General features: G+C 45.2%; 20 protein-coding genes. 7 read left to right on the forward strand and 13 right to left on the reverse strand.

Features of this window, described 5'->3' with window-relative positions; translation table 11 throughout:
* Positions 1 to 9 precede the first annotated feature (9 nt).
* From DS891_RS00075 to DS891_RS00095, 5 genes are all read right to left on the reverse strand, one after another.
* Complete coding sequence (locus tag DS891_RS00075) at positions 10 to 1,257, reverse strand: efflux RND transporter periplasmic adaptor subunit (RefSeq protein WP_174168465.1); 1,248 nt, start codon at positions 1,255 to 1,257, stop codon at positions 10 to 12.
* Positions 1,258 to 1,492: 235 nt separating this feature from the next.
* On the reverse strand, positions 1,493 to 2,431 hold the full coding sequence (locus tag DS891_RS00080; protein ID WP_174168466.1) for a polysaccharide deacetylase family protein: 939 nt from the start codon (positions 2,429 to 2,431) through the stop codon (positions 1,493 to 1,495).
* A gap of 2 nt (positions 2,432 to 2,433) precedes the next feature.
* A complete protein-coding gene (locus DS891_RS00085) occupies positions 2,434 to 2,985 on the reverse strand; it encodes a YbhB/YbcL family Raf kinase inhibitor-like protein (RefSeq protein WP_174168467.1) in 552 nt (183 codons plus the stop codon).
* Positions 2,982 to 4,103 (reverse strand): alkene reductase, encoded by a 1,122-nt coding sequence (locus DS891_RS00090; RefSeq protein WP_174168468.1) that lies wholly within the window; start codon positions 4,101 to 4,103, stop codon positions 2,982 to 2,984. The genes DS891_RS00085 and DS891_RS00090 overlap by 4 nt, the downstream gene beginning before the upstream one ends.
* Positions 4,104 to 4,116: 13 nt before the next feature.
* Positions 4,117 to 4,536, reverse strand: a complete 420-nt coding sequence (locus DS891_RS00095) for a lactoylglutathione lyase (RefSeq protein WP_174168469.1) — start codon at positions 4,534 to 4,536, stop codon at positions 4,117 to 4,119.
* 112 nt (positions 4,537 to 4,648) lie between these two features.
* Here DS891_RS00095 and DS891_RS00100 point away from each other — a divergent pair, with 112 nt between their 5' ends.
* Together DS891_RS00100 and DS891_RS00105 are read left to right on the forward strand one after the other, a co-directional pair.
* Complete coding sequence (locus tag DS891_RS00100) at positions 4,649 to 5,575, forward strand: LysR family transcriptional regulator (RefSeq protein WP_174168470.1); 927 nt, start codon at positions 4,649 to 4,651, stop codon at positions 5,573 to 5,575.
* A 96-nt stretch (positions 5,576 to 5,671) separates the two neighbouring features.
* A complete protein-coding gene (locus DS891_RS00105; protein ID WP_174168471.1) occupies positions 5,672 to 6,289 on the forward strand; it encodes an HAD family phosphatase in 618 nt (205 codons plus the stop codon).
* Between the two features lie 46 nt (positions 6,290 to 6,335).
* Here the strand turns inward: DS891_RS00105 and DS891_RS00110 are convergent, their stop codons facing one another.
* Positions 6,336 to 6,548, reverse strand: coding sequence for a hypothetical protein (locus tag DS891_RS00110; RefSeq protein ID WP_010604115.1), 213 nt, complete (start codon positions 6,546 to 6,548; stop codon positions 6,336 to 6,338).
* A 32-nt stretch (positions 6,549 to 6,580) separates the two neighbouring features.
* Positions 6,581 to 6,763: a hypothetical protein gene (locus DS891_RS00115; protein WP_174168472.1), complete on the reverse strand. Its 183-nt coding sequence runs from the start codon at positions 6,761 to 6,763 to the stop codon at positions 6,581 to 6,583.
* A gap of 303 nt (positions 6,764 to 7,066) precedes the next feature.
* On the opposite strand from DS891_RS00115, the gene ggt reads away from it, so the two are divergent.
* Positions 7,067 to 8,809: a gamma-glutamyltransferase gene (ggt, locus tag DS891_RS00120; protein ID WP_174168473.1), complete on the forward strand. Its 1,743-nt coding sequence runs from the start codon at positions 7,067 to 7,069 to the stop codon at positions 8,807 to 8,809.
* Between the two features lie 274 nt (positions 8,810 to 9,083).
* On the opposite strand, the gene DS891_RS00125 is transcribed toward ggt, so the two are convergent.
* Positions 9,084 to 9,557, reverse strand: a complete 474-nt coding sequence (locus DS891_RS00125; protein ID WP_174168474.1) for a hypothetical protein — start codon at positions 9,555 to 9,557, stop codon at positions 9,084 to 9,086.
* A 6-nt stretch (positions 9,558 to 9,563) separates the two neighbouring features.
* Positions 9,564 to 10,718: a PepSY domain-containing protein gene (locus tag DS891_RS00130; protein ID WP_174168475.1), complete on the reverse strand. Its 1,155-nt coding sequence runs from the start codon at positions 10,716 to 10,718 to the stop codon at positions 9,564 to 9,566.
* Between the two features lie 327 nt (positions 10,719 to 11,045).
* Between DS891_RS00130 and DS891_RS00135 the strand changes: the two genes are divergently transcribed.
* The 3 genes from DS891_RS00135 (at position 11,046) to DS891_RS00145 (ending at position 14,414) form a co-directional block, all read left to right on the forward strand.
* A complete protein-coding gene (locus DS891_RS00135) occupies positions 11,046 to 13,172 on the forward strand; it encodes a TonB-dependent siderophore receptor (protein WP_010604110.1) in 2,127 nt (708 codons plus the stop codon).
* Positions 13,173 to 13,281: 109 nt separating this feature from the next.
* Positions 13,282 to 13,863: a hypothetical protein gene (locus tag DS891_RS00140; RefSeq protein ID WP_174168476.1), complete on the forward strand. Its 582-nt coding sequence runs from the start codon at positions 13,282 to 13,284 to the stop codon at positions 13,861 to 13,863.
* 14 nt (positions 13,864 to 13,877) lie between these two features.
* Entirely contained in the window at positions 13,878 to 14,414 is a 537-nt protein-coding gene (locus tag DS891_RS00145) for a hypothetical protein (protein WP_174168477.1), read from the forward strand.
* Between the two features lie 30 nt (positions 14,415 to 14,444).
* Here the strand turns inward: DS891_RS00145 and DS891_RS00150 are convergent, their stop codons facing one another.
* Positions 14,445 to 15,023, reverse strand: a complete 579-nt coding sequence (locus DS891_RS00150) for a TetR/AcrR family transcriptional regulator (RefSeq protein WP_174168478.1) — start codon at positions 15,021 to 15,023, stop codon at positions 14,445 to 14,447.
* Between the two features lie 107 nt (positions 15,024 to 15,130).
* On the opposite strand from DS891_RS00150, the gene DS891_RS00155 reads away from it, so the two are divergent.
* A complete protein-coding gene (locus DS891_RS00155; protein ID WP_174168479.1) occupies positions 15,131 to 16,330 on the forward strand; it encodes an MFS transporter in 1,200 nt (399 codons plus the stop codon).
* Positions 16,331 to 16,346: 16 nt separating this feature from the next.
* On the opposite strand, the gene DS891_RS00160 is transcribed toward DS891_RS00155, so the two are convergent.
* The 3 genes from DS891_RS00160 to DS891_RS00170 all read right to left on the reverse strand — a co-directional run bounded on the left by DS891_RS00160 (position 16,347) and on the right by DS891_RS00170 (position 21,521).
* Positions 16,347 to 17,792 carry a metallophosphoesterase gene (locus DS891_RS00160; RefSeq protein WP_174168480.1) on the reverse strand — a complete coding sequence of 482 codons (1,446 nt, stop codon included), beginning with the start codon at positions 17,790 to 17,792 and terminating at the stop codon, positions 16,347 to 16,349.
* Between the two features lie 89 nt (positions 17,793 to 17,881).
* Entirely contained in the window at positions 17,882 to 19,870 is a 1,989-nt protein-coding gene (locus tag DS891_RS00165) for a hypothetical protein (RefSeq protein WP_174168481.1), read from the reverse strand.
* A gap of 49 nt (positions 19,871 to 19,919) precedes the next feature.
* Positions 19,920 to 21,521 carry a hypothetical protein gene (locus DS891_RS00170; RefSeq protein ID WP_174168482.1) on the reverse strand — a complete coding sequence of 534 codons (1,602 nt, stop codon included), beginning with the start codon at positions 21,519 to 21,521 and terminating at the stop codon, positions 19,920 to 19,922.
* Between the last annotated feature and the right edge of the window lie 201 nt (positions 21,522 to 21,722).

The raw sequence follows: 21,722 nt of genomic DNA on the forward strand, positions 1-21,722 counted from the left end.
TTTGGTTTGTTATTTGCTCAAAGTCACTACGGGTGTGTCGGCATAAGATGCCATATCCGACAAAATAAACTGCTGATTTGTCGAAGCGCCACTGAGCAGTTGAATGTGCTGTGACGTTTCTGCGCCATAGTGTACTTGAATTGCGTGGGCTTGTTGTTTTTCTTTATCAACAAGATATAAGGTTGCTTGACTATAAGGTTTTGCACCGACGGGTTTGTCGATGAACAGTGCGGAACTCAATTTGTCGATAGAGACTTTTCCCTCAATATTTAGCTCGGGGCGAGCACTCGCGGGCAGACTTTTAGGCAGTGTCACCTCAACTTCAATATTGCCATTTTGTACCATTGGATTAATGCGCGACACTTGGCCTTCAATTAAGTCGTTACGGGTATTGATGCTCACATGCTGAGCCAGCTTTATTTGCTGGGCATAGGCTTGTGGGATCTGTAATTGCGCATATAAATCAGTGGTGCTGCCAACTAACACCAATTGAGTGCCAAGAGAGACACTTTGTCCAAGTTCCACATGAAGTTGCTGCAATACTCCTTTGATCCCAGCCCGTACAGTGAGCTTATTCACCCTATCTTGCACCAATAAAAATGCTTCATTACTGGCATCAATATTTGACTGCGCAAGCTGCAGGTTGGCTTTGTGTAAGGTCTGCAATTGTGATATTCGCTGTTGTTCAATATTAATGCGACGTTTCAGCTGGCGATGGGTAAGTACCGCGCGTTGGTAGTCGAGTTTAGAAACAACCCCATCTTCAACCAACTCTCCTTGAGCGCTAACCTCCAGCTCGGCACTTTCTAACTCAGATCTCAGAATTTCCAAATCTGCCTGGTGAGACAGCAGTTCTCGTTGTTGATTGATATCGAGCTGTAGATATTGGTCTTGCGATTGTGCCAAACTGCGTTTGGCATCTTTTAAAGATTGGGCCAAATTTGCATCTTGTAACTTCATAATGATGCTGTCGGGGTTAACTTGTGCACCTGGGCGCAACACAATTTCTTCAACCGTGGCATCGCTCGCGGCACTTATCAAACGCGGCGTTTTCGATTTAAGCTGACCATATCCAGATACACTGACTTCTAAATCTCCTTGCTGGACCTCCGCAATCCATGTTTTTGCCATAGGCAAAGATGCCTGCGCTGAGGGCTGTATTAGCAGCCATATAATAACGATGGCGAAAATGGTTCCGCCAACAGCCCACATCCAGCTAACCTTGTTGCGCTTTTTATGTTCGACTTGTATATCCATGTTGATATCTCTGGTGGAATGAGGGTTGTTATTACTCAGTAGATAACAAGTCGCATGCCAAAATTTAATTTACTGAAATTATTAGATTTTTTGTTTTGTCTGTTTGCATGGAAGGAGTGCTTTTTGCGGTTTCGAAAATAAAAATTGTGGTTTTGGGAAGCTCGATTGTATTTGCAAGTGCGCAGAAGAAAATAGGCTCATCAATAGAGCCTATGAATTGCAGCGTTATTATTTGTTAAAACACGCGTTCTGGGTTGGTTGGTACGTCTTGCTGTTTTAGGGTCCATTTCGCTATGTCTATTTTGCGCATAAACTTAACCTTTGGGTGCGATTTAGCGTAGTGAATAAAGTCGTCAAGTGCTTTTACGCGTGCAGGGCTGCCTGCGAGTCTGTCGTGTGCACTAATAGACATCATGCGGCGCTGGGATTTTCCTTCTTCATAAAGCACATCAAACTCGTCCTTTAACTCTTGCAAATAGGCTTTTGCTGTCATTGCGGAGCTGCCGCCATAGCGCACGATATCGTTGTTTCTAAAGGTGTAGGGGACAACAACGAAAGGCTTGCCATTGACCGGTGTTAACGAAGGCTCATCCCGAGATAAGTCATCAATATGATAGACAAAACCAAGGGACTGCAAAATAGTTAGAGTTTGCTCAGAATGGCGCATCCAAAATGCGTTAAAGCCTTTTGGCCTTTGCCCGGTGATCTTTTCAAGCACATCTGCACTGTGAATATAAGATGCACGTTCTTCTTCGGGTGTCATCGAGTATTGTGGTGTCCAGTTTTGTCCATGACCTGAAATTTCATGCCCTTTTTCTGCCACCATTTTGGCAAGTTTAGGATTAAGCTCTGCAGCTTTTCCTACCATGTGGGACGTCACTTTGATGTTGTGCTTATCCCAAAGCTTAAGCAATCGTGGGATCCCTTCATTCATGCCATACTGATACCAAGTAGGAGCGACGGTGTCGGGGTAGCCCGCTTCTTGCTGAGGAAATGGCCCAGGATCGCTTGGGTCTTGCGCGGTTGCTTCAAACTGCATGGAGATAGAGATCACCAATTGAGCATCATCAGGCCAGTAATGGCCAGACTCTATTTCAGCGCCGTGGGCTGTGCCTGCAAGCAAGGCGGTTGCTGTTAGTAGCGCTCGAATACTTGTGGTCAACGTGGTACGCATGGTTATTCTCCTGCGGCTCTTGGGCCTGCATACACAGAAAGTGTTGCCTGCGCTAAGCTATGCTGTTGGATAAAAAATCCAGTAAGTGGTGCCGTTGCACCAGCTGGCACGGGGAGTGTATCTACATCTAGTGCATGCACGGTAAAGGTGTATTTATGTTTGCGACCAATAGGTGGGCACGGGCCAAAGTACCCAGGCTTTCCTAAATCCGTATTACCTTCAATGGCTTGGCTTGGTAAAGTTTCTGCAAGCCGAGTCGTGTCTTTGGGCAGGTTATACACTTGCCAGTGCCAAAATCCGCTGCCGGTTGGCGCGTCTTGATCGTAAAATGTCACCGCAAAGCTCTTGGTTTGTTTAGGTGCATTTGACCAAACTAAGGTTGGCCGTGTGCTGTTTCCCTCGCAGCCAAATTGATCCCAGTATTGAAATGGCCGAATAGATTTTTCGGCAACAAGATCTGGGCTTTCTAGTGTAAACTCAGGTGATGAAATTGCATTGGTTGCACCGAGTAATGCCATGGAGGCTAGGGATAAGTTCAGTAATAATGGCTTCATATTGCACCTTTTGCTCTTAATTGTTGAAAATCTGCATAGTCGGTGTAGCCCTGCTCGCTACCACCAAACAAAGGCGCATCAGGGTTGATTGGACTCAAAGGTAATTGATGAGTCAGACGGTATACGAGGTCTGGGTTGGAGATAAATTTGCGACCAAAAGCCACAAAGTCGACTAGGCCTTGTTCAATAAGGGCTTCGGCTTGCTCTGGCTCGTAATTTCCCGCCACAATAATGGCGCCGTGAAATTTTCTTCTTAGTGCTTGCCTAAAACTCTCCGTCACGACCGGCGCATCATCCCAGTCCGCTTCAGCTAAGTGCACATAGGCAATGCCTAAGCGGTTAAAGTGCTCCGCGGCGAGCAAAATAGTATCAATGGCTTCTTCGTCTTGCATGCCACGTTGGGTAATAAAAGGCGCTAATCGGATCCCTACTTTTTCAGGTCCAATCGCTTGGCTAATCGCGGTGATAACTTCAACCGCAAAGCGAATTCGGTTTTCCTTCGAGCCACCATATTGATCATGACGTTGATTAGAGCTGCGGCGTAAAAACTGGTCGATTAAGTAGCCATTACCAGCGTGGATCTCGACGCCATTAAACCCTGCCATCATGGCATTCTCAGCCGCATGGACATAATCTTCGACTATGCTCTGTATTTCTTGGGTTGCCAGTGCGCGCGGTGTTGGGCAATCGACCATTTCACCCACTCCTTTTTCATTGACCACCCACACTTGTGCGTCGGGCGCCAATGCTGAGGGGGCGACGGGTTGGCCATCTTCATGAAAAGTGGAGTGAGACATACGACCGACATGCCAAAGCTGACAGAAAATACGGCCACCTTTTTGCTGGACTGCATAGGTGATTTCTTTCCATCCAGCAACCTGCGAAGCAGTATAAATTCCGGGAGTAAATGAATATCCTTTGCCCTGACAAGAGATTTGTGTGGCTTCACTAATGATAAGCCCTGCCGAAGCGCGTTGGGCGTAGTACTTTGCCATCAACTGGTTTGGGATATCTCCCGGTTGTGTTGTTCGAGAGCGGGTCATTGGTGCCATCAAAATGCGGTTTGGTAAGATTAAATTACCGAGTTTTTTCTGCGTAAATAATAATGGATCAGACATAGTATTCTCCTAATTATTGGACAAGTGAGTTGATGTGGCGTGGGAACAGCACTTCAATTTTTAGAGATTCAGGTGCAAAGATAAAAACTTGATGCTCATTGCTAATGGGGACATCTCGTTCCACGTAGCGAACGCCAAAATGCTCTAGTCGGGCGATTAACCCGGGGTAATCGTCACCACGAAATGCAATATGATCTATGTTGCTAGTACTCATTCTTGTGTTTTGCGCAGAACCAAGGTATTCAGCCTGTGCTTGGGTATGTGGTGATTGTTCAACCAGATGAATGAAAGGTTGCTGTTGGTCGCCATAAAACCACTTTCCTGGAAATGGAAAAGGTGGACGTAAGCCTTCTTTAAGCCTAAGAACTTGCTCAAAAAAGGTTGCCATTTTTGCCATGTCATGTGCTCTAAACAAAAAGTGATCTAACTGCATGGTGTGTTACCTCCATTGGTGTTAGCGATTTATGTGTTGAGAACAGTCTATTTGTTTATTAATATTTGATAATTGGCTTTTATATAAAATTACTTTTCATAAAAGGTGAATAATGAAAAGCAAAGCAGACGATATGGCGCTTTTTGTTCAAGTGGTGCGCTCTGATGGCCTGGCTGCGGCAGGGCGAGTATTAGGGCTTTCTCCAGCGAGCATGACCGCACGGATCAATGCACTTGAAGCGCACTATAAAACCCGTTTACTTACTCGAAACACCAGAAGTATCAAACTGACCGAAGCGGGAGAGCGGTTTTATCAGGGCTGTGTGCGAGTCATTGAGGAGGTTGCGGCGGCGGAGGCGCTACTGCAAGATGCCGATCCCGATTTGAGAGGCACACTCAAAATTGCAGCAAGCTCAGACTTTGGTCGTCAGTACGTGGTTCCCGCCGTTGCGGAGTTTGCCACGCAGCATCCACAGGTGGTGGTTAACTTGAGCTTGGGGGAGGGCTTGGTCAAATTAGTTGAGTCTGGCACTGATATCGCCATTCGTTATGGTAATTTAAATGATAGCAGTTTGATATCTCGGCCTCTGTTAAACAACCGCAGAATGCTGGTGGCTGCCCCAAACTATCTCGAACGGTATGGTACACCAGATTGCTATCAAGCATTACAGCAACATCGTTGTTTAGTACTGGAAAGAGCAGGACAGGCGCTAAACGATTGGTATTTTATCGACAAAGACACGCAAGCAACCATCATTGAAACCGTGCCTACCTGTTTAGTGAGTTCAGATGGAGAAGTATTGCGAAACTGGGCTATTCAAGGGCTTGGGATCACCATCAAGTCGTGGTTAGATGTTCACAAAGATATTAAAGCGGGGCGATTGGTGGAGTTGTTGCCAACTCAAACATTGGGATTTAGTCCAACGGACTCAGATAAAGTCGCGCTGCAAGCGATTTATCCATCTAGGCAGTTCCAACCTCGCCAAGTCAAAGCTTTTCTAACCTTTTTTAGCGAGTATTTACAACAAATGCATGATTGATTTTATTTCATTGGAGTCTACCGAATTAGCCGTGCGTAAGTGATAAATATATGCATAATAAACGCTCATATTTAAACTAACTAAAGAGGTTCAAGGATGGCAATTGGCAATATTAAACACGTAATTTTTGACGTCGGTAACGTATTTGTGAGGTGGTCACCGGAGGAGATAGTTCGGCTTACCTTTGGCAACCAATGCGACGTTGAGAGTCTAGCTAAGCAGCTGTTCCATAGTGAGATTTGGTTTGCGATTAATCGAGGCGAACTGACTGAAGCAGACACCAAGCACGCTTTTATACAAACCTGTCACTTAACCTCTGAGCAAGCTGACGAACTGTTCTTTTATATCAAAGAATCACTGATCCCACTTTATGGCACGCTTGCACTGATGCAGCGCCTAAAGGCGGCTGGATATAGTGCTTATGCCCTAACCGATAATGTGCACGAGATTGTGAGTCACCTAAAAGCGCGTCATACTTTCTGGCAACACTTTGACGGAGAAATTATTTCTGCTGAGCTTGGCTGCATGAAGCCCGGCAAAGCTATTTTTACTCATTTACTGGAGCGCTACCAACTGGCGGCAGGTGACTGTGTTTTTCTTGATGATGTCTTAGCGAACGTCGAAGGTGCAAAGCAGGTTGGGTTACATGGCATTCAGTTCTTTAATGCGGCTCAAGCTGAGCGCGAGTTGCGTGAGCTAGGATTAGTGTTTTAAGCAGGTCGAGACTCCAAAATAGGCCCAAGTACGGGCCTAAAAAGAATTAATCGCACATATACTGTCTATTTGTGAAAGCACAGTCGTGATCACCGTAACAAGAGATAGCACCTGTACGACAATCGTGGCGGTTAGTCGGTACACAGTCCAAATCAGTCAAACGGTTTACACCACCACCAATTTGGGGGGTTGCTTGTGGTGCAATAGCTTGAGCATTGTTTAAGTTTTTAAGCGGCTTTTTATTCAGTTTAATTTTCATTTTTCATTTCCTTTGGGTGGTAAGAAAGCGTATTAACAGCGAAGAGAGCCACAGTTATAGCAAGAACCAAATGCTTTCGTGTTGCATAACTCGGTTATTTCTCTGTCACAAACCGCGGTTAAATAACCTCCCGCGATGTTTGGTGTTTGGGCTTTTTCCAAGCCTGCAGTATGGTTCAGTTGTTTTATCTTTCTTTTTGTTAGTGTTAATTTCATCTTATTTTCCTTATTGTGAAAGCTTGAATTGTAGTACAAAAAACAAACTACATTATTGACTGTACCTAGCGTAAATTATTTGTCAAATATGTTTTTTAAAGGTTAAATTTGTGTTTTTCTAAATTGCCTTATTTCAACCCTGTGTAACTTCAATGCTCGATGACAAGCTGCTTTTTAGCCTTGAGTGCAGTAACTATGGTGTAACGTAAATTTGCACTGTCAGTCGCCCAACGCATCGATATTGTTTGGTCTTTTTAATCATGCAACACTGCAACATGAGAATAATTAAAAAACGGGATGAAGATGCGTAAATTAACAGCCTTGGTGTGGACTTGCTCTGTTTCCTTATGTACGGGTGTTGCGTTTGGTAACACGGCGCAAGCTGACGAGTCACCAATATTTAGTTCTAAAGCCACGGCACAGCCAATATGGGCTGAACACGGCATGGTATCTAGCCAAGAGGCACTTGCTAGTCAGGTTGGTGTAGAGATTTTAAAGCAAGGTGGCAATGCCGTTGATGCGGCTGTTGCAGTAGGTTTTAGTCTTGCCGTGACTTTGCCAAGGGCCGGAAATATCGGCGGTGGTGGCTTTATGCTAGTGCATCTGGCAAAAGAGAATAAAACCATTGCGATTGATTATCGCGAAATGGCGCCGAGCCGTGCGCACAAAGACATCTTTATTGATGAAAACGGCGAGGTAAACCCAAAGCTAAGCCTTCAGCACGGCCTTGCCGTGGGCGTTCCCGGAACGGTTATGGGGATGGAGTTAGCACTCGAGAAATACGGCACCATGACACTTAGTCAGGTTATCCAGCCTGCAATCAAATTGGCGCGTGATGGCATTAAAGTGACCTCTGATTTAGCTAACTCGCTTTCTCATAATTATATTAAAGAACGAATGCTCGATGTACCGGCGTCTAAGGCCGTGTTTTATAAAAAAGATGGTAGCAGCTATAAGCCAAATGAATGGCTGGTGCAAGCAGATCTTGCCCACTCTTTAGCGCTGATCGCTGAAAAAGGCAGCGCGGGCTTTTATCAGGGCGAGACAGCAAAGAAAATTGTTGCTGCGGTAGAAGCAGCTGGTGGCATTATGTCGCTGGATGACTTAAAAGGCTATAAAGCGGTAGAACGTGAACCAGTAAAAGGTACATATCGCGGCTACGACATCGTTTCTATGCCACCTCCTTCATCTGGTGGTGTGCATATCATAGAGATGCTAAACATGCTGGAGCAATACCCTATTGGTGAGCTTGGGCATAATAGCGCTGCTACCGTCCATATAATGGCTGAGGTCATGAAGCGTGCGTATGCTGACCGCAGTGAATATTTGGGCGACCCTGATTTCTACGACGTACCCGTTAAAGCATTGGTGGATAAGCAATATGCAAAGCAGCGCAGTAAACAAATAAACGCAGACAAAGCGACGCCAAGCCGTGAGATTAAGCCCGGTAAATTATTACCTTATGAGAGTAACCAAACCACGCATTATTCTGTGGTAGATAAGTGGGGCAATGCAGTGAGTAACACTTATACGCTCAACTTTAGCTATGGCTCAGGTATTGTCGCGGCTGGCACTGGCATTCTACTTAACAACGAAATGGATGATTTCTCGGCAAAGCCCGGCACACCAAACGGTTTTGGCTTGGTTGGTGGAGAAGCTAATGCTGTTGAAGGAAAGAAGCGCCCGCTGAGTTCGATGACACCTACGATTGTAATGAAAGAGGGTAAACCCTTTTTGGTAACGGGTAGCCCAGGTGGCTCGCGTATTATCACCACCACGCTACAAATCATTATGAATGTTATTGATCATGGTTTGAACATCGCTGAAGCAACCGTGGCTCCGCGTATTCACCACCAATGGTTACCAGATGAAATTCGTATTGAACGTAGCTTAAATGTGGATACTCGACGTCTACTAGAAAACAAAGGACACACACTTTCAGAGCAGAATGCGATGGGCTCAACCCAGTCAATCATGCTTACCGATAAAGGTCTATTTGGCTCCTCAGATCCAAGGCGTGCAGATAGCGCAGCGGTGGGGTACTAATACCAATTGAATTAATTCTCTAATCAATTTGAAGGGTGAAATAGCATATTAGCTTCGTTAAAAATTTCTCATTTAGAACAACTAAATAGCAAAATTTTTGCCTTGCCTATATGGATATAGGTACCTTAGCGGTAGCAGGACGCGAGAGCGGTGCTACTAAAGCTATTTCCCCGCTTCAAGATAGATCATTTACTTAATACAACTGGTATAATATCCTGATTTCTATTGAGTCTTAAGTGCAATTTAATTCGAGTAGGGGCGAGATGCCCCTTTTCTATGCGCTTTCTTTGATTAAATACTCTGGCAGTGGCCAATTCATGACGATGACTTCGCCTTGCCAAGTTTCAATCGTCAGCCAAACCTTGTCGTCTTTTGATAATGTTTTCTTTGCTAAAGCATGTACGTGTTGACCGTGTTTTGTGCCGTGAAGGATCCCGAGCTCATGCTTCATAAGCTGTGCAAGTGGCATCGCGTTGGGGCCGATATTGAGATAGCCTTGGCGCACAGATTCAACGTCACCTTTATTGAACAGTAGTAAGAAGTCTTTGACGTATAAGTTATCGTGGATGTATGGTGGCTTGTCGTCAAAAGGCATTGGTGTAATGCTGTACTCTCCAAGTGTTTGCTCCGCCAATGGAGCGGGAAACTCTGGATGTAATGATTGATAATAAAACCAAGCTGGCAACACCAGCAATAGGGCATTTAACCAATATTTATTGTGTTGTATAAAGCGTTTGACTGCATTCATGGCGATTTACCCTTGCTGTGCTTTTAGTTGTTTTGCATTGCTCCGTTCTTGGCTACGCGCGCGTTTGGTCCGAAGCTGATACATGATAAATCCAGTGACCGACATCCCGGATAAAATACAGCCAAAAATAAACCAGATGACTTTGGTCCAGATCCCTCCTATGGTGCCGTAATGCAGTGGATCTGTGATGTGCATAACCGTTTGTAAGCCTGTCATTGAATCAGGGTTTGCATGATGAACGACAGTATCATTCCAAGTGTTGTAGGCGATATTTATGCTGTAATCGTCATAGAGTATGTAGTCGTTTGCGCCACTGATTTTGAGCGTATCGCGGTTATGCTCAGGTAGCATGATGTAACTTGGGCGAAAGTCAGTGTACTGCTGTTGGATTTCACCGAGCGCTAGGTCAACACTGGTTTCCACTGCATTCGCGTTTATTGTTGAGTTGGGTATATCCGCAGCATTTAATGTTTCATGATGTTCTAGTTCAACACCAGCATGCCACAGCACCGCTTGCGTTAAATACCACAGTCCGGTGAGGCTCATTACGGTCATAAACCAAAGCGACCATACTCCACTGAGTTTATGGATGTCAGCGGCAAGGGTACGACCTCCTTGTGATTTACGCAGCTTAAACTGAAAAAACGCCAACCAAAACTTTTTGTATACCACCAGGCCTGTGATCAACGCGCCCAGTAGGATCAGTGACATAAACGCCACTAAATAGTAACCAACACTGTAGCCGTTTTGCCATGGAAATAGCAGCCAGCCATGTAATGAACGCATAAAGTTAATAAACGTATTGCCGTCATTTATTTCCTGAACAGCCCCTGTGTACTGGTTTACGTATGCAAGCGCATAGGGCTTGTCGACGTCGGTAAACATCACCACATAGGTCAAATAGGGCTCTCTCACATTGAGCCCCATGACATCTGCACTTGGGTACTCATCTTTAAACGTGCGTAACACTGAGCCCGCTGACATCTCACTTACCTGACTGGGGTTATATGCCCGAGAATCAGGGTTGGTAAGCCATGTAAGTTCATGGCTGAAAACGGAAATGGTACCTGTGATACAAATAAAGCAAAACAGTAGCCATATTGGCAGTGAAAACCAACCATGCAACTGAAACCAAAACTTGTTGCTTATTTTCTTTGCCATTGTGTGTTCCTAGTTCTTTGAATGACGGCGACAAATTAAAGCTGAGGGAGTATTTGCGCAAAAATGTAAATAAAGTATATCTTTTTAAAAGTGTAAATGGCAATTATATTCATTTGGATGTGCGTTAAATGGCATGTTTTATTCGTTTAGCGGTTTATCTTTCTTGTTTCTTTTATAGGAAAGTTGTTTTAAATTAGTTGTTTACTTATTTTGGGAACGTTCCTTAAATCGGGTTCGAAACTGGTTGTAATTTACCTTAATGTTATTGCTAATGGTTATCATCTGCATTATGATCGTTTCGATTTTTACAATATTAGGATGAACCCAGTGAACACTCTGCCTCTCAAAACGCTCTCATTTGCTGTTATGGCAGCGCTCGGCACGTCAGCATTACAGGTGCAAGCAGCACAGCAAGATAAAGAAGAAATTGAAAAAATAGTTGTGACGGGAAAATACACCGTCAATGAAGTGATAGACACCGCAACTGGCTTAGGGTTATCACTTCTTGAGACGCCGCAATCTGTTAGTGTTATTACCGCTGCACGGATCAAAGAGCAAAAACTCGATACATTAACCGATACTGTGTTAAATGCGATTGGGGTGTCAGCGAAAGAAGTTGATAATGTTCGTAATACGTTGCAGTCACGTGGCTTTGACATTACCAATTATCAAATTGACGGCGTTCCTTTGTCATGGAGTTTGGCAGGTGATTCAGGTGAAACCATCGCGGATGTTGCGATATATGAGCGCGTGGAGTTTGTGCGTGGTGCGACGGGGTTATTAACCGGCGCGGGCGATCCTTCAGCTTCTATTAACCTAGTACGCAAACATGCAAATAGCACCGACCTCACAGGTTTTGCCAGTGTCTCTTTGGGAAGCTGGAACAATAAAGAAGTGATGGTGGACGTTGCCAATGGATTAACTAACGATGGCAGTGTGCGTGGACGAGTGGTCGCGAAGTATGAAGAAGGTGACTCGTATCTAGATCTCTTCTCTGACGAAAGTACCGTGCTTTATGGGGTACTAGAAGCGGATTTAAGCACGCATTCGACGATCCGCGTTGGTGCAAGCTATCAGCGTAACGACCCTACCAGTCCAACTTGGGGGGCATTACCTACTTTCTTTACCGATGGAAGTAAGACAGACTGGGAAGTCGAAAAAACCACAGCTGCAAATTGGACTGAGTGGCAAACTACTGGCACCAATGCTTTTGTGAACTTTAGCCACAACTTTGCAAATGGTTGGGAACTGGTCGCCAATTACAACAAGCTGAAATACGAGCAAGATACAGAGCTGCTGTATTTATTCGGCACGTTGGATAAAACAACAGGTGAGGGCTTAGCGTCTTGGCCCTATAAAAGTACAGGTGAAAGTAACCAAGACAGCTTTGATATCCAGCTTAAAGGTTTTTATCAACTCGCTGGTCGTGAGCATGATTTCGTAACTGGCGCGCTTTACAGTGAGCAAAGCGCCGATACCCTCACTTTTGCTGCGCTCGATAATGCCTTTTTGCCAGTTGGCAATTTTTACGAGTGGGATGGTAATTTTCCTGAGCCGACGTGGGGCACAGAAACCTCAGTTGCTCAAGATATGGATACCGAGCAAAAAGGGTTTTACGCCGCAACAAGGCTAAATCTTAGCGATGAACTTAAAGTAATAGCGGGTGGTCGTTTGTCGAGCTGGCAGCGCGAAGGCGAAAGCTATGGCGTCATCACTGATTTTGGCGACAATGGCGTATTTATACCTTACGCTGGTGCCTTGTACGACTTGTCGACAACGCAGCGAGTGTATGCAAGTTACACTGAAATATTCCAGCCGCAAAATGCCCAAGACCGTAATGGTGATTTCCTTGAGCCAATCAAAGGAAAATCATACGAAGTGGGGCTAAAAAGTACCTATCTAGATGACACGCTGCAAACAACATTGGCGATTTTCCAAATCGAACAAGATAACCTAGCTCAAGATGATGTTGGATACATAGTTCCTGGTTCGGTAAATACAGTCGCGCAATATGCTGCTGAAGGCACAACCAGTAAAGGCTTCGAATTTGAAGTGGTGGGTCAGTTAACTGACGGTTTTGATGTGCATTTGGGTTATTCACAATACAAAGCAGAAGATGCCAACGGCGTTGAAGTGAATACGGATAATCCAAGAAAGCAATTTAAGTTGTATACGACTTACCAATTTGTGAATGCTTTACCTGAGTTGACGATTGGCGGTGGCGTGAACTGGCAGGATGACACTTATTCAGTAACGGGCAACGATAGGCTAGAGCAAGATGCTTATGCACTGGTTAGCTTGATGGCAAACTACGCTCTGGCAGACAATATGGCGCTACAGCTCAACGTAGAAAACCTCTTCGATGAAAAGTACTACAGCCAAATAGGCTTCTTTGATCAGTATCGCTATGGTGCGCCGAGAAATTACAGCTTAAGTTTTAGCTATGATTTTTAGCAGACTATAAACTAACTAAGCGTGGCTAGTGAGCCACGCTTTTGTTCATTGTCTATTTATTGCAAGAACTGTACGCTTGGAGGCAATACAGTCAAAAAGGAATTTTGCAATGAATTTATCCCCTGCTTTTTTGGTCGTTGGCTTTATAGTAAATATGAGTACAGCGTCCGCCACACCGGACTATCAAAATGTGCTTAACCAGCTACCGCTGCCACCTAATGAACTTACCACTTTACTGCATGACCTAGCACTACATGGCCTTGAGCAGCACGCTATGGCTGAATTAATTAAGGACTATAACCGATTACACAACAAACGGATAGAATGTGCCAACGTTGCGACTGTGTTGAAAAGGTCGCAATTGGACTCACTCAAAATGGATGTAGAGTACTACACCACTGTGCTTTTTTATGTTGATGGTTTGAACAAAAATCAGTGTGAATCTGCGGAGTTTGGCGCTTTTACAAGGACAGTCGCTATAAATTATGTGATGCATAAGAGCCCGAGGGAGCTTAAGCTGGTGAAAGCAATGAACGTGCTATCTTCTGGGCGTTACGCAAATTTTATTGAGTTTGAGGCTGAGTTTAACGCTTTACCTGAGACCGTTAAAACGGCCGCGCTAAAAGCGGATTTTCTTCGAGATAACTTTAATTTGTTTCAAAGCTTGGAGCAAGTTCACGGACACGAGTGATAAAAGGAATATTTGTGAAATCCCTGCTATTAGTTTTGATATTGTTTGCGTTCGCGCCGCAAACTAACGCTGAAACAATGTCAGTAGATCTTACGCCGACTATTGAGTATCCAGTCGAACAACTTGAACCAGTTCAAAAGACGCTGCTTAGTGAGCTGTTAAATAGAGTAACACAACTGGGTGATAGAAAAGCGGCATGCGAAAGTGAGCGTGCTATTACAGAAGAGCAATTGCGCAGTCTTAATATTACCTCGCAGCAGCGAGGTATCGTTTTATCTTATTTTTATATTCACCAAAAAAGGGAATGTGAAGCCGAAGAATATGGCGAATTCGCCAGACTTGTTGCCGCGAATTTAGCGGTGCAAAAGCAGTCAGAAGTCTTAAGGTTCGTGAATACGTTAAACACGGTAAGCTCCAGCGTTTATTTCGATTATGTTGAAACGGAGCTGGAGTTTAACCAGCTACCAGAAAGTGTTCGCAATAAAACCTACCAAGCCGAGTTTTTACAGCATCCGTTTAGTCTTATGCATACGCTAGAACAGTTCGAATGATTCGGCGCGTTGTTACTGATTAAGTAAAACCTAAGCTAACATAATACGGTTTAATAATTCGTATGCGGTACGTTTTGCATCATCTACGGCTTGATCGGGTACTTGATGATTTGCAATCCAAAGTGCGAGACTCGTTAATCCACCATTGATAAATTGAGCGCTAGTTTTATGCGCTTGAGAACTCTGTTGCGGTGCGATTACACTTAGTAACTGTGTGATTGATGCCACACACCCTGACGCTGCCTTTTCGAGTTGTTCAGGCTCTAATACCGACTGCGCATCACGTAATATGATACGCTGTATCTCGGGCTCCGTAGCCATATCCAAGTAAGTTTCTGCACGTTTCAAAAGCGCTTGCTGAGGTGAGGTTTCACTACGTTCAATATCACGGAGCCGGATATCCATTTCACTATCTAGTTGCTGTACGACCGCGTAAAACAACCCTTTTTTGTTGCCAAAGTGATGATACAGCGCTCCTCGAGTGAGTCCTACGTCCGCTGTCAGCTCTTCTAACGCCGTCCCTGCAAATCCTTTACTTGCAAAAAGCACTCTGGCTTGGGCCAATAGCTCGCTGCGGGTTTTCTCCATCATGCTGCTTCTTGTTGTCATTTTGCGATCCTTATTAAGAACTACGCAATTTATAATTGACATACAGTGTGTATGTCAATTATTTTCACATACACACTGTATGTGAAAATAATCTCAAGGAGAGATCAGTGAATAATCCTTACTCCGAAATTTTTAAGATAAAAGGAACTAAGCATTTTAGCTGTGCTGGTTTTATTGCTCGTATGCCGCTCTCTATGATGGCGATTGGGTTAATCACCATGCTTTCGCAACTCTATGACTCATATTGGGTTGCAGGTTCCATTGCTGCGCTATTTACCTTCACCATGGCATTTGCTGCGCCGCAGTTGTCGCGACTGATTGATAGGGTAGGGCAACGCAAGGTTGTGATCCCTGCGACCTTGTTCAGTGCTGTATCTGCGCTGGCATTGTTGCTACTGAGTCACTTGCAAGCGCCACTTTGGAGCCTTTATGTTTTAGCCATGTGTGCGGGCATTATGCCAAGTGTTCCGGCTTTAGTTCGGGCCAGGTGGAGCGCGATACAATCAGATCAAGGCTTACTTAATACGGCATATTCTTTTGAGTCGGTACTGGATGAAATTACCTTTGTGATAGGACCTCCACTTGCGATTGCACTGAGCAGCTTGCTCTTTCCTCAAGCCGGTCCGTTGCTAGCGGTTATTTTGTTTGTGATAGGCAGTATCTGGTTAGTGTCGCAAAAGGACACCGAACCAAAAATAGAACAAAGTGAAAATCAGACCCGAACTTCCGCACTGGCTAATTCCACGGTTAAGTTGCTTAGTTTAGTGTTATTGGCACTCGGTGTAATTGTTGGTGCAATCGATGTATTAAGTATCGCTTTTGCTCAGCAGCAAGGTATGCCAATTGCGGCCAGCTTAGTATTGTCGATGTACGCGCTTGGTTCTTGTATCGCTGGGTTTGGATTTGGAGCCGTTAAGTGGCGTCTGTCTATGCCAGTACTGCTTGTACGTTTTGCGATGTTCACATTGATCGCGAGCGTGCTATTACTCAGTGTTAACCACGTTTATGGCTTGGCGGTAGTGATGTTTATTTCGGGACTCGCGTTTGCTCCAACGATGATCATTGCCATGGGTCTGGTTGAGCAAAGCGTACCAAAACACTTACTCACTGAAGCCTTAACTTGGCTAATTACCGGACTCGGTGTAGGGATTGCAGGTGGGGCTGCGTTGACCGGGTGGGTCGTTGAACACTTTACCGTGGATCTTGGATTTGGGGTTGCAGTGGTCGCTGCTGCTACCGTGGTGTTACTCGCCTGGTATCAAAAACACGATGATACAAGGCGAGCAACTCAAGTTGCCAGTGATTAGGATGTAAGAGTCGCGCTTACTTCGCCCGACATACCGCTTGTTTATCTGTAGTTTCGCTGCTGCAGGTTAGAAAAGCGGCACCACTTTCATCCAAAAACTCTCCTTGCCACGCGCCATCTTTGCCAAGCTTAATGGATAAAAAGCCGAACTTACCTTGTTCGTTAACGATTGCGTTTTGGCTATCAAGTGCATAATCAAATTCGCTAAAGGCATTGGTATCACTGAGGCTGACGCCGCTATTGCCGACAACGATTTGCGCAGGACGCGCGGTACTGGCAGCAAAGGTTGAAGACTGATAAATATGCATATGTCCAGCGAGTGATAAAGTTACGTGAGCAGGCAACTTACCTTGTCTGGTGTTCTTCAGCGCGGTTTGCAACATCACGTTTAGTGTGTCTTTGGTTGCCGGGTCTTCAACGCCCCAAATAGGTCTGTGGCTCATAATCCACATGGGTTTGGCTTTGAGTAGTTCGCTTCTGACATTGAGTCGTTGATATTGCTGTTGGTAGACTTTTGTTAGGCCATTGTCTGCACTGGCATCACAGGCATTGGCGCTATCCATTACCCAAACACTGAGCGGTTTTAAGTTGATGGTATAGGAGTTTTGCACAATGATATGGGCACTTGCAGATTGTGGCGGTTGATTATAATCCCCTTGAGATGGACATTGCTGTTGGTCAATGGCATCAGGAAGACTGGCTCCCGGGCCAAAAAAGTAAAACCAGCCAATTCCTGCGCGGCTACAAAGTTCATGATTGCCTCGTGCAAAAATCCATGGTGCGGTTGCTGAAAGATCCGTTGTTGCGGCAAAAAAGTCGGCTTGCCAGTTGCTCCATGTATCTGGTCTTGGGCTATTTATCGCGTTTTGACTGTAGTAGGTATCGTTGAGACCGCAGCTAGTACCACCATATCCACCATCGCCAGCGTCATAAGCATAGGTATCACCGGAAATCGCACCTCCGGTACCTCGATAGTTGAAATCCCCCATATGGAGCAACAATTGTGGTTGTTGCTTTGCCCCTTGCTCTGCGAGGGTTTTAAACGGCTCGGCAGCAGTGTTGTTTTCGCAAACTGATGACTTACAGCCAGTGTCGCCAAAAACCGCAATTTTATTCGGATCGAATGTCACGGGCGCTAACGAGAATTGACTATCACTGACGGTATAAGCCGTGTTTGGGGAGATTTTCGCTTCGCATACTGAAACCGGAAAATGTGTTTGGTTCGGACGCATTGCTCGCAACTGCATCGGCATGGATTTTTTACCAAAGAGTAAGCTTGGGCATTGGTTGGCGTCGCTGAGCACGCCGTCAACAACGACGCGCGCGTAGATATTTGGGGCTTCTGTAGTGGAAGGCGCGAACATTGAGTAAGCGCCTAATACTTTGGTATTCGCTTGTTGGACTGCAAACGTGCTGCTACAAGCAATTAAATTGAGCGTCGCAATGGCGATGATGATGCGCATGACTTCATTCCTTTTTGAACAGTTGAATGAAGTTTAATGCATTGTTAACAATTTGCGAGTTTCGAATACGAATATCTTGCTTCTGCTGGTTATTGGTGGCTGCAGCGGTAGAAGCCGGTGACTGTGTCTTGGCTAAAGCGTGTGCCGTTAACATAGGTGTCTTGGTTGATTTTACCAAACTGCGCTAGGTTAAATTGCAATCGTGCAAGCATTTCAGCACTCGAGGCCTGTTCAAAGATTTCTGTTACCGGTGGATCGCCAACAAAGTTGGTATACCAAGGAAACCAAGAATTATCCTGCCCACTGACTGTTTGGTTCGGATAATAATTCCCTCCTTGCCAACGGTCGAAGGTAAGATCTTCGAGGCTAAATAGGCCAAAACCTGGCTGTGTCATACAAGCATCAGCCGCCTGATACTCAGGGTAACCTGAGCTGGCAGCAAAATGATTACAAACATTATGTGGCAAATTACTGCTATTCGCCGCTTGATACTCCGCCTTTCTAAACATCACAGGATGTGCGGGGCTTCCTGATGGGTAGACGATATTTGCCGCGACAGGTGATCCCCAGCGATAATGGTACATGGCCACAGCCAATCCTAAATCTTCCTTACTGGTGGCAACATTATCTGGATGAGTCCACACTCCACCCGGATCGGTTGGCGTTGCCCCATTTTTAAAAATAATCCCATATTGATTGTTTTCTAATTGATTCATTAGATTTGGCGTTGTGTTGTCAACCACCGTCGTTGGGATCATTGTGCTTGCGGCATTGGGAGTATAGGCGAGTGTTGGGTTATTTAATGCCTTCCAGCATAGCAAGCCATAACCATAGCCACTGGCTATCATCGGGCAGCCAGACATTGCCGATGCCGATTGGTTGCTTTCATATGTATGTGTTGTTGAACGTGCCGAAACTTCGCCGGAGCTAACCAATATTCCCCACGCCTTGCGAGTAATGCGAATATCAGCAAACTCGGTGTCAGGAATAAATACCGTTGTGGCCGAAATAACCTGTAGTCCTAAATCTAGTTCCAGTAGAGAGGTGGCAACGAGGGCGTCTTCATGAAGCTTTGGATACTGCGTCATAATCGTTTGCTGCGATGGTTTAATCACAGCGTCTCTTGGTGATAACCCTAATAAATATAAGCGATCATTATCAAGATAGCTTGCCAGTAAGCGTGATAGCTCAAGTTGCGCGATTGGACGCTTGGCTTGTATATTTGAGTTGTTATCCGTGAGGGTGAGGTCGGTATTTTGAAGCAGCAACCAATGCTTATCACTTAGACCCACAACCTGAGTTTGGTTAAGTATGTGACGAGATACGCTATCAGCTTGGCGAGTAACAATTAAACTATCGTCATTCAACGAATAGCTAGACTGTGTGGTGTCATTGTGGTGATGACGCAGCGCCGGTGGCTGATATTGTCCGATTAAGGTGGTAAGTTCAATGCGAATTGCGTCGCGAGTACTTTGAATAAGCCAATTTCCGGTTTCATCTCGAACAAAAATAGCCGGACTATATTGACCAGATTTATCCACGCTAAATGCTTGCCAAGTGGTATTACAGGCTTTGGCGCAGGAGGAGAAACTTCGAGTAAGGGATGACTTATCTTTTGCCAGAGATTCGTCATAGTTATCATTAAATACAAAGGGTAACTCAGCTTTACCCGACGCGAGTTGTAACGTGAACAGTAAGCGCCGTTGATTGCCGCTGGCATAGAGTCTGTTTTCTTTTAGATAACCGAGCTGGAGTTGAGAGTAACTCTCTAACTTTTTCATGTTTCCAGCTTCACCTTGATAGCTGGGCTCATACGTCTCGCTATTGAATGGTGCAGTTTGCTCTAATTGGGGAAATTGCAGCGTTTGTTTGCAGGCATCTTCTGCGCATGTTTGTAAGGTGATCCGTTGGTTCTGATACTGAAAAGAATACCAAGGTGAAAGGGCTTGATAACCTTGTTGTCCTGCGTGAAATAATAGCGGTAGGGTTGATGTATCGTAGTGCCCTGACTCTGCTGAGGCGTTAACGCTTAAAGACAAAACCCAGCAGGTAAGCGTAGTGGCGATGAACTTATTCATAATCTTTCCTTATTGGAGTAGGGCAGCGCATGGCCACCCTTAGCAAAACCTAGTGAATGATGCCTTGGCGTTGGCCTGCATTAACGGGTTTGTTGAGCTGCACAGAGAGCCAGTTTTCAACGTCACTACGTAATGATGCGTCGCTATCTGGACCGGATTGTGACGAATAGAACCATAACCCTGTTGGTGCTGGGGCATTGACATTGCTGCCGCAGGTAAAGTGATTTGCCGCATACATCACCGCGCCTGAGCTACCATATTCGTAATGACTGTCCGAATAACCACCGTAGCCTCTGGCTTGCACCCGACCTTTTGAATCAAGGGTAAAGTGATACACCTCATTGGGTTGCAACAAGAAAGGGCTGACGTCGGACGAATCAAAGCGCGCGCGCATTGTGGTGGTAACACTGGCTTGATTACCCGAACGCGTGATCATGCCTGCCAAGTTGGTGATGAGCGCATCGGCCAATTGACCATCAAGCAAGCTGCCAGGGTTGCCATTGACGATTGCAGAAGTAATGCCAAGTGCGGCTTTAACGACTCCAATGGTGGAGTTTAAATTCCATGTGGTGTTATATCCCATGGCTGCGCCACCGGCTTTATTAAACAAGATGACTTCAGGTGCAGCTCCTGGCAAATCGACCGCAAATTTTGCGCCGTCGGTTGCGTGTGAGTTGGTACCTTTTGACCAGATTTTTTTAGCTTGCCCAGTTACATGGTAGCGAGCTGAATAAGTGCCTCTGACTTCTAAATTGCCCGAACAGGCATTGCTTTGATTACATGCAAATCCCCCGGTGTCTGCACACAACATTTTGACGTGGAACTCTGTCGAGTTATGGGCTGAGGTGTTATCGAAACTGAGCGCTTTATTTTTTGACCAACGTTTCCCCTTAGCTGAGTGAAAGGCGCCGTAGGCTGAGGTATTGACATAAGCATGGTGCTTAGAAAAACCACTACCATCGCTGGTGGATGTGCTCCAAGGCGTTTGGGTTGATGGGTAGTTAGTGACTACTTGGCCTGTGCTGGTTGAAGGGGTCACCATCTGACATGAGCATTGTGACTTAGGCCCGAAGATGGGTTTTTTAGTCAGCAATTCTTTTAATTCGGCAAGAATATCTGACGGTAGCGTCCTATCGTATTCAAGTACCGAGAGCCCTTTACGTTTAGGAGCTGCGTACTCCATGTGCCAAGTGCTGTAAAGCTGCGATGCATTTCGCTCTAAATGTTGGCTGAGCGTTGGCACTTTTTGCTGTTGTGTCCATTTTTCGAATACCGTCGGTTTAAATTGAATAAGATATCGAGTAAAGAAAAAGTTATCTTCAGGCGTTTGCTCGGTAAAAGCATTTTCCCATGCTGATAATACGTTTTGATCTAAAGCTTTTGCTTGGCTTAGCATCTCTCCATCTCGATAGTCGCGGATCAAGCTATCGACATAGCGGTCTAATTCATATTCTTCGTCGTTGTCGGAGATATATTCAAGCAAGGAAACACGGTCTTGAGACCAGTTTGAAATGGCTTGCCACGCTTCTGGGCTTACTTGAGAGGGGGCCATTTCTCCATATTCTTCTGCGGCTTGTAGCGAAATACTACCCAGTAACAACGTGCTGGTAACTAGGCTGACTAATTTGGGGGTGAAATTTCTCTGTTTCATTTTTCTATTCCTTCATCGTTGTGCAGAGTCAACATGCCTCATGCATTGTTAACTTGCCTTGTGATGTTGGAAACTTTTTCAGCGATTGAATAGGAGGTTGTAGGGCCAGTTAGGGTCAACTTGGGTAAAACCTTTGATATTAAACGGACGCGTTGGGTTAGGTAAGTTTTGATATCAAGCTGTGGTAAATAAAAACTTAAA

Source organism: Pseudoalteromonas sp. JC28, assembly GCF_013319255.1.
GTDB lineage: Bacteria > Pseudomonadota > Gammaproteobacteria > Enterobacterales > Alteromonadaceae > Pseudoalteromonas.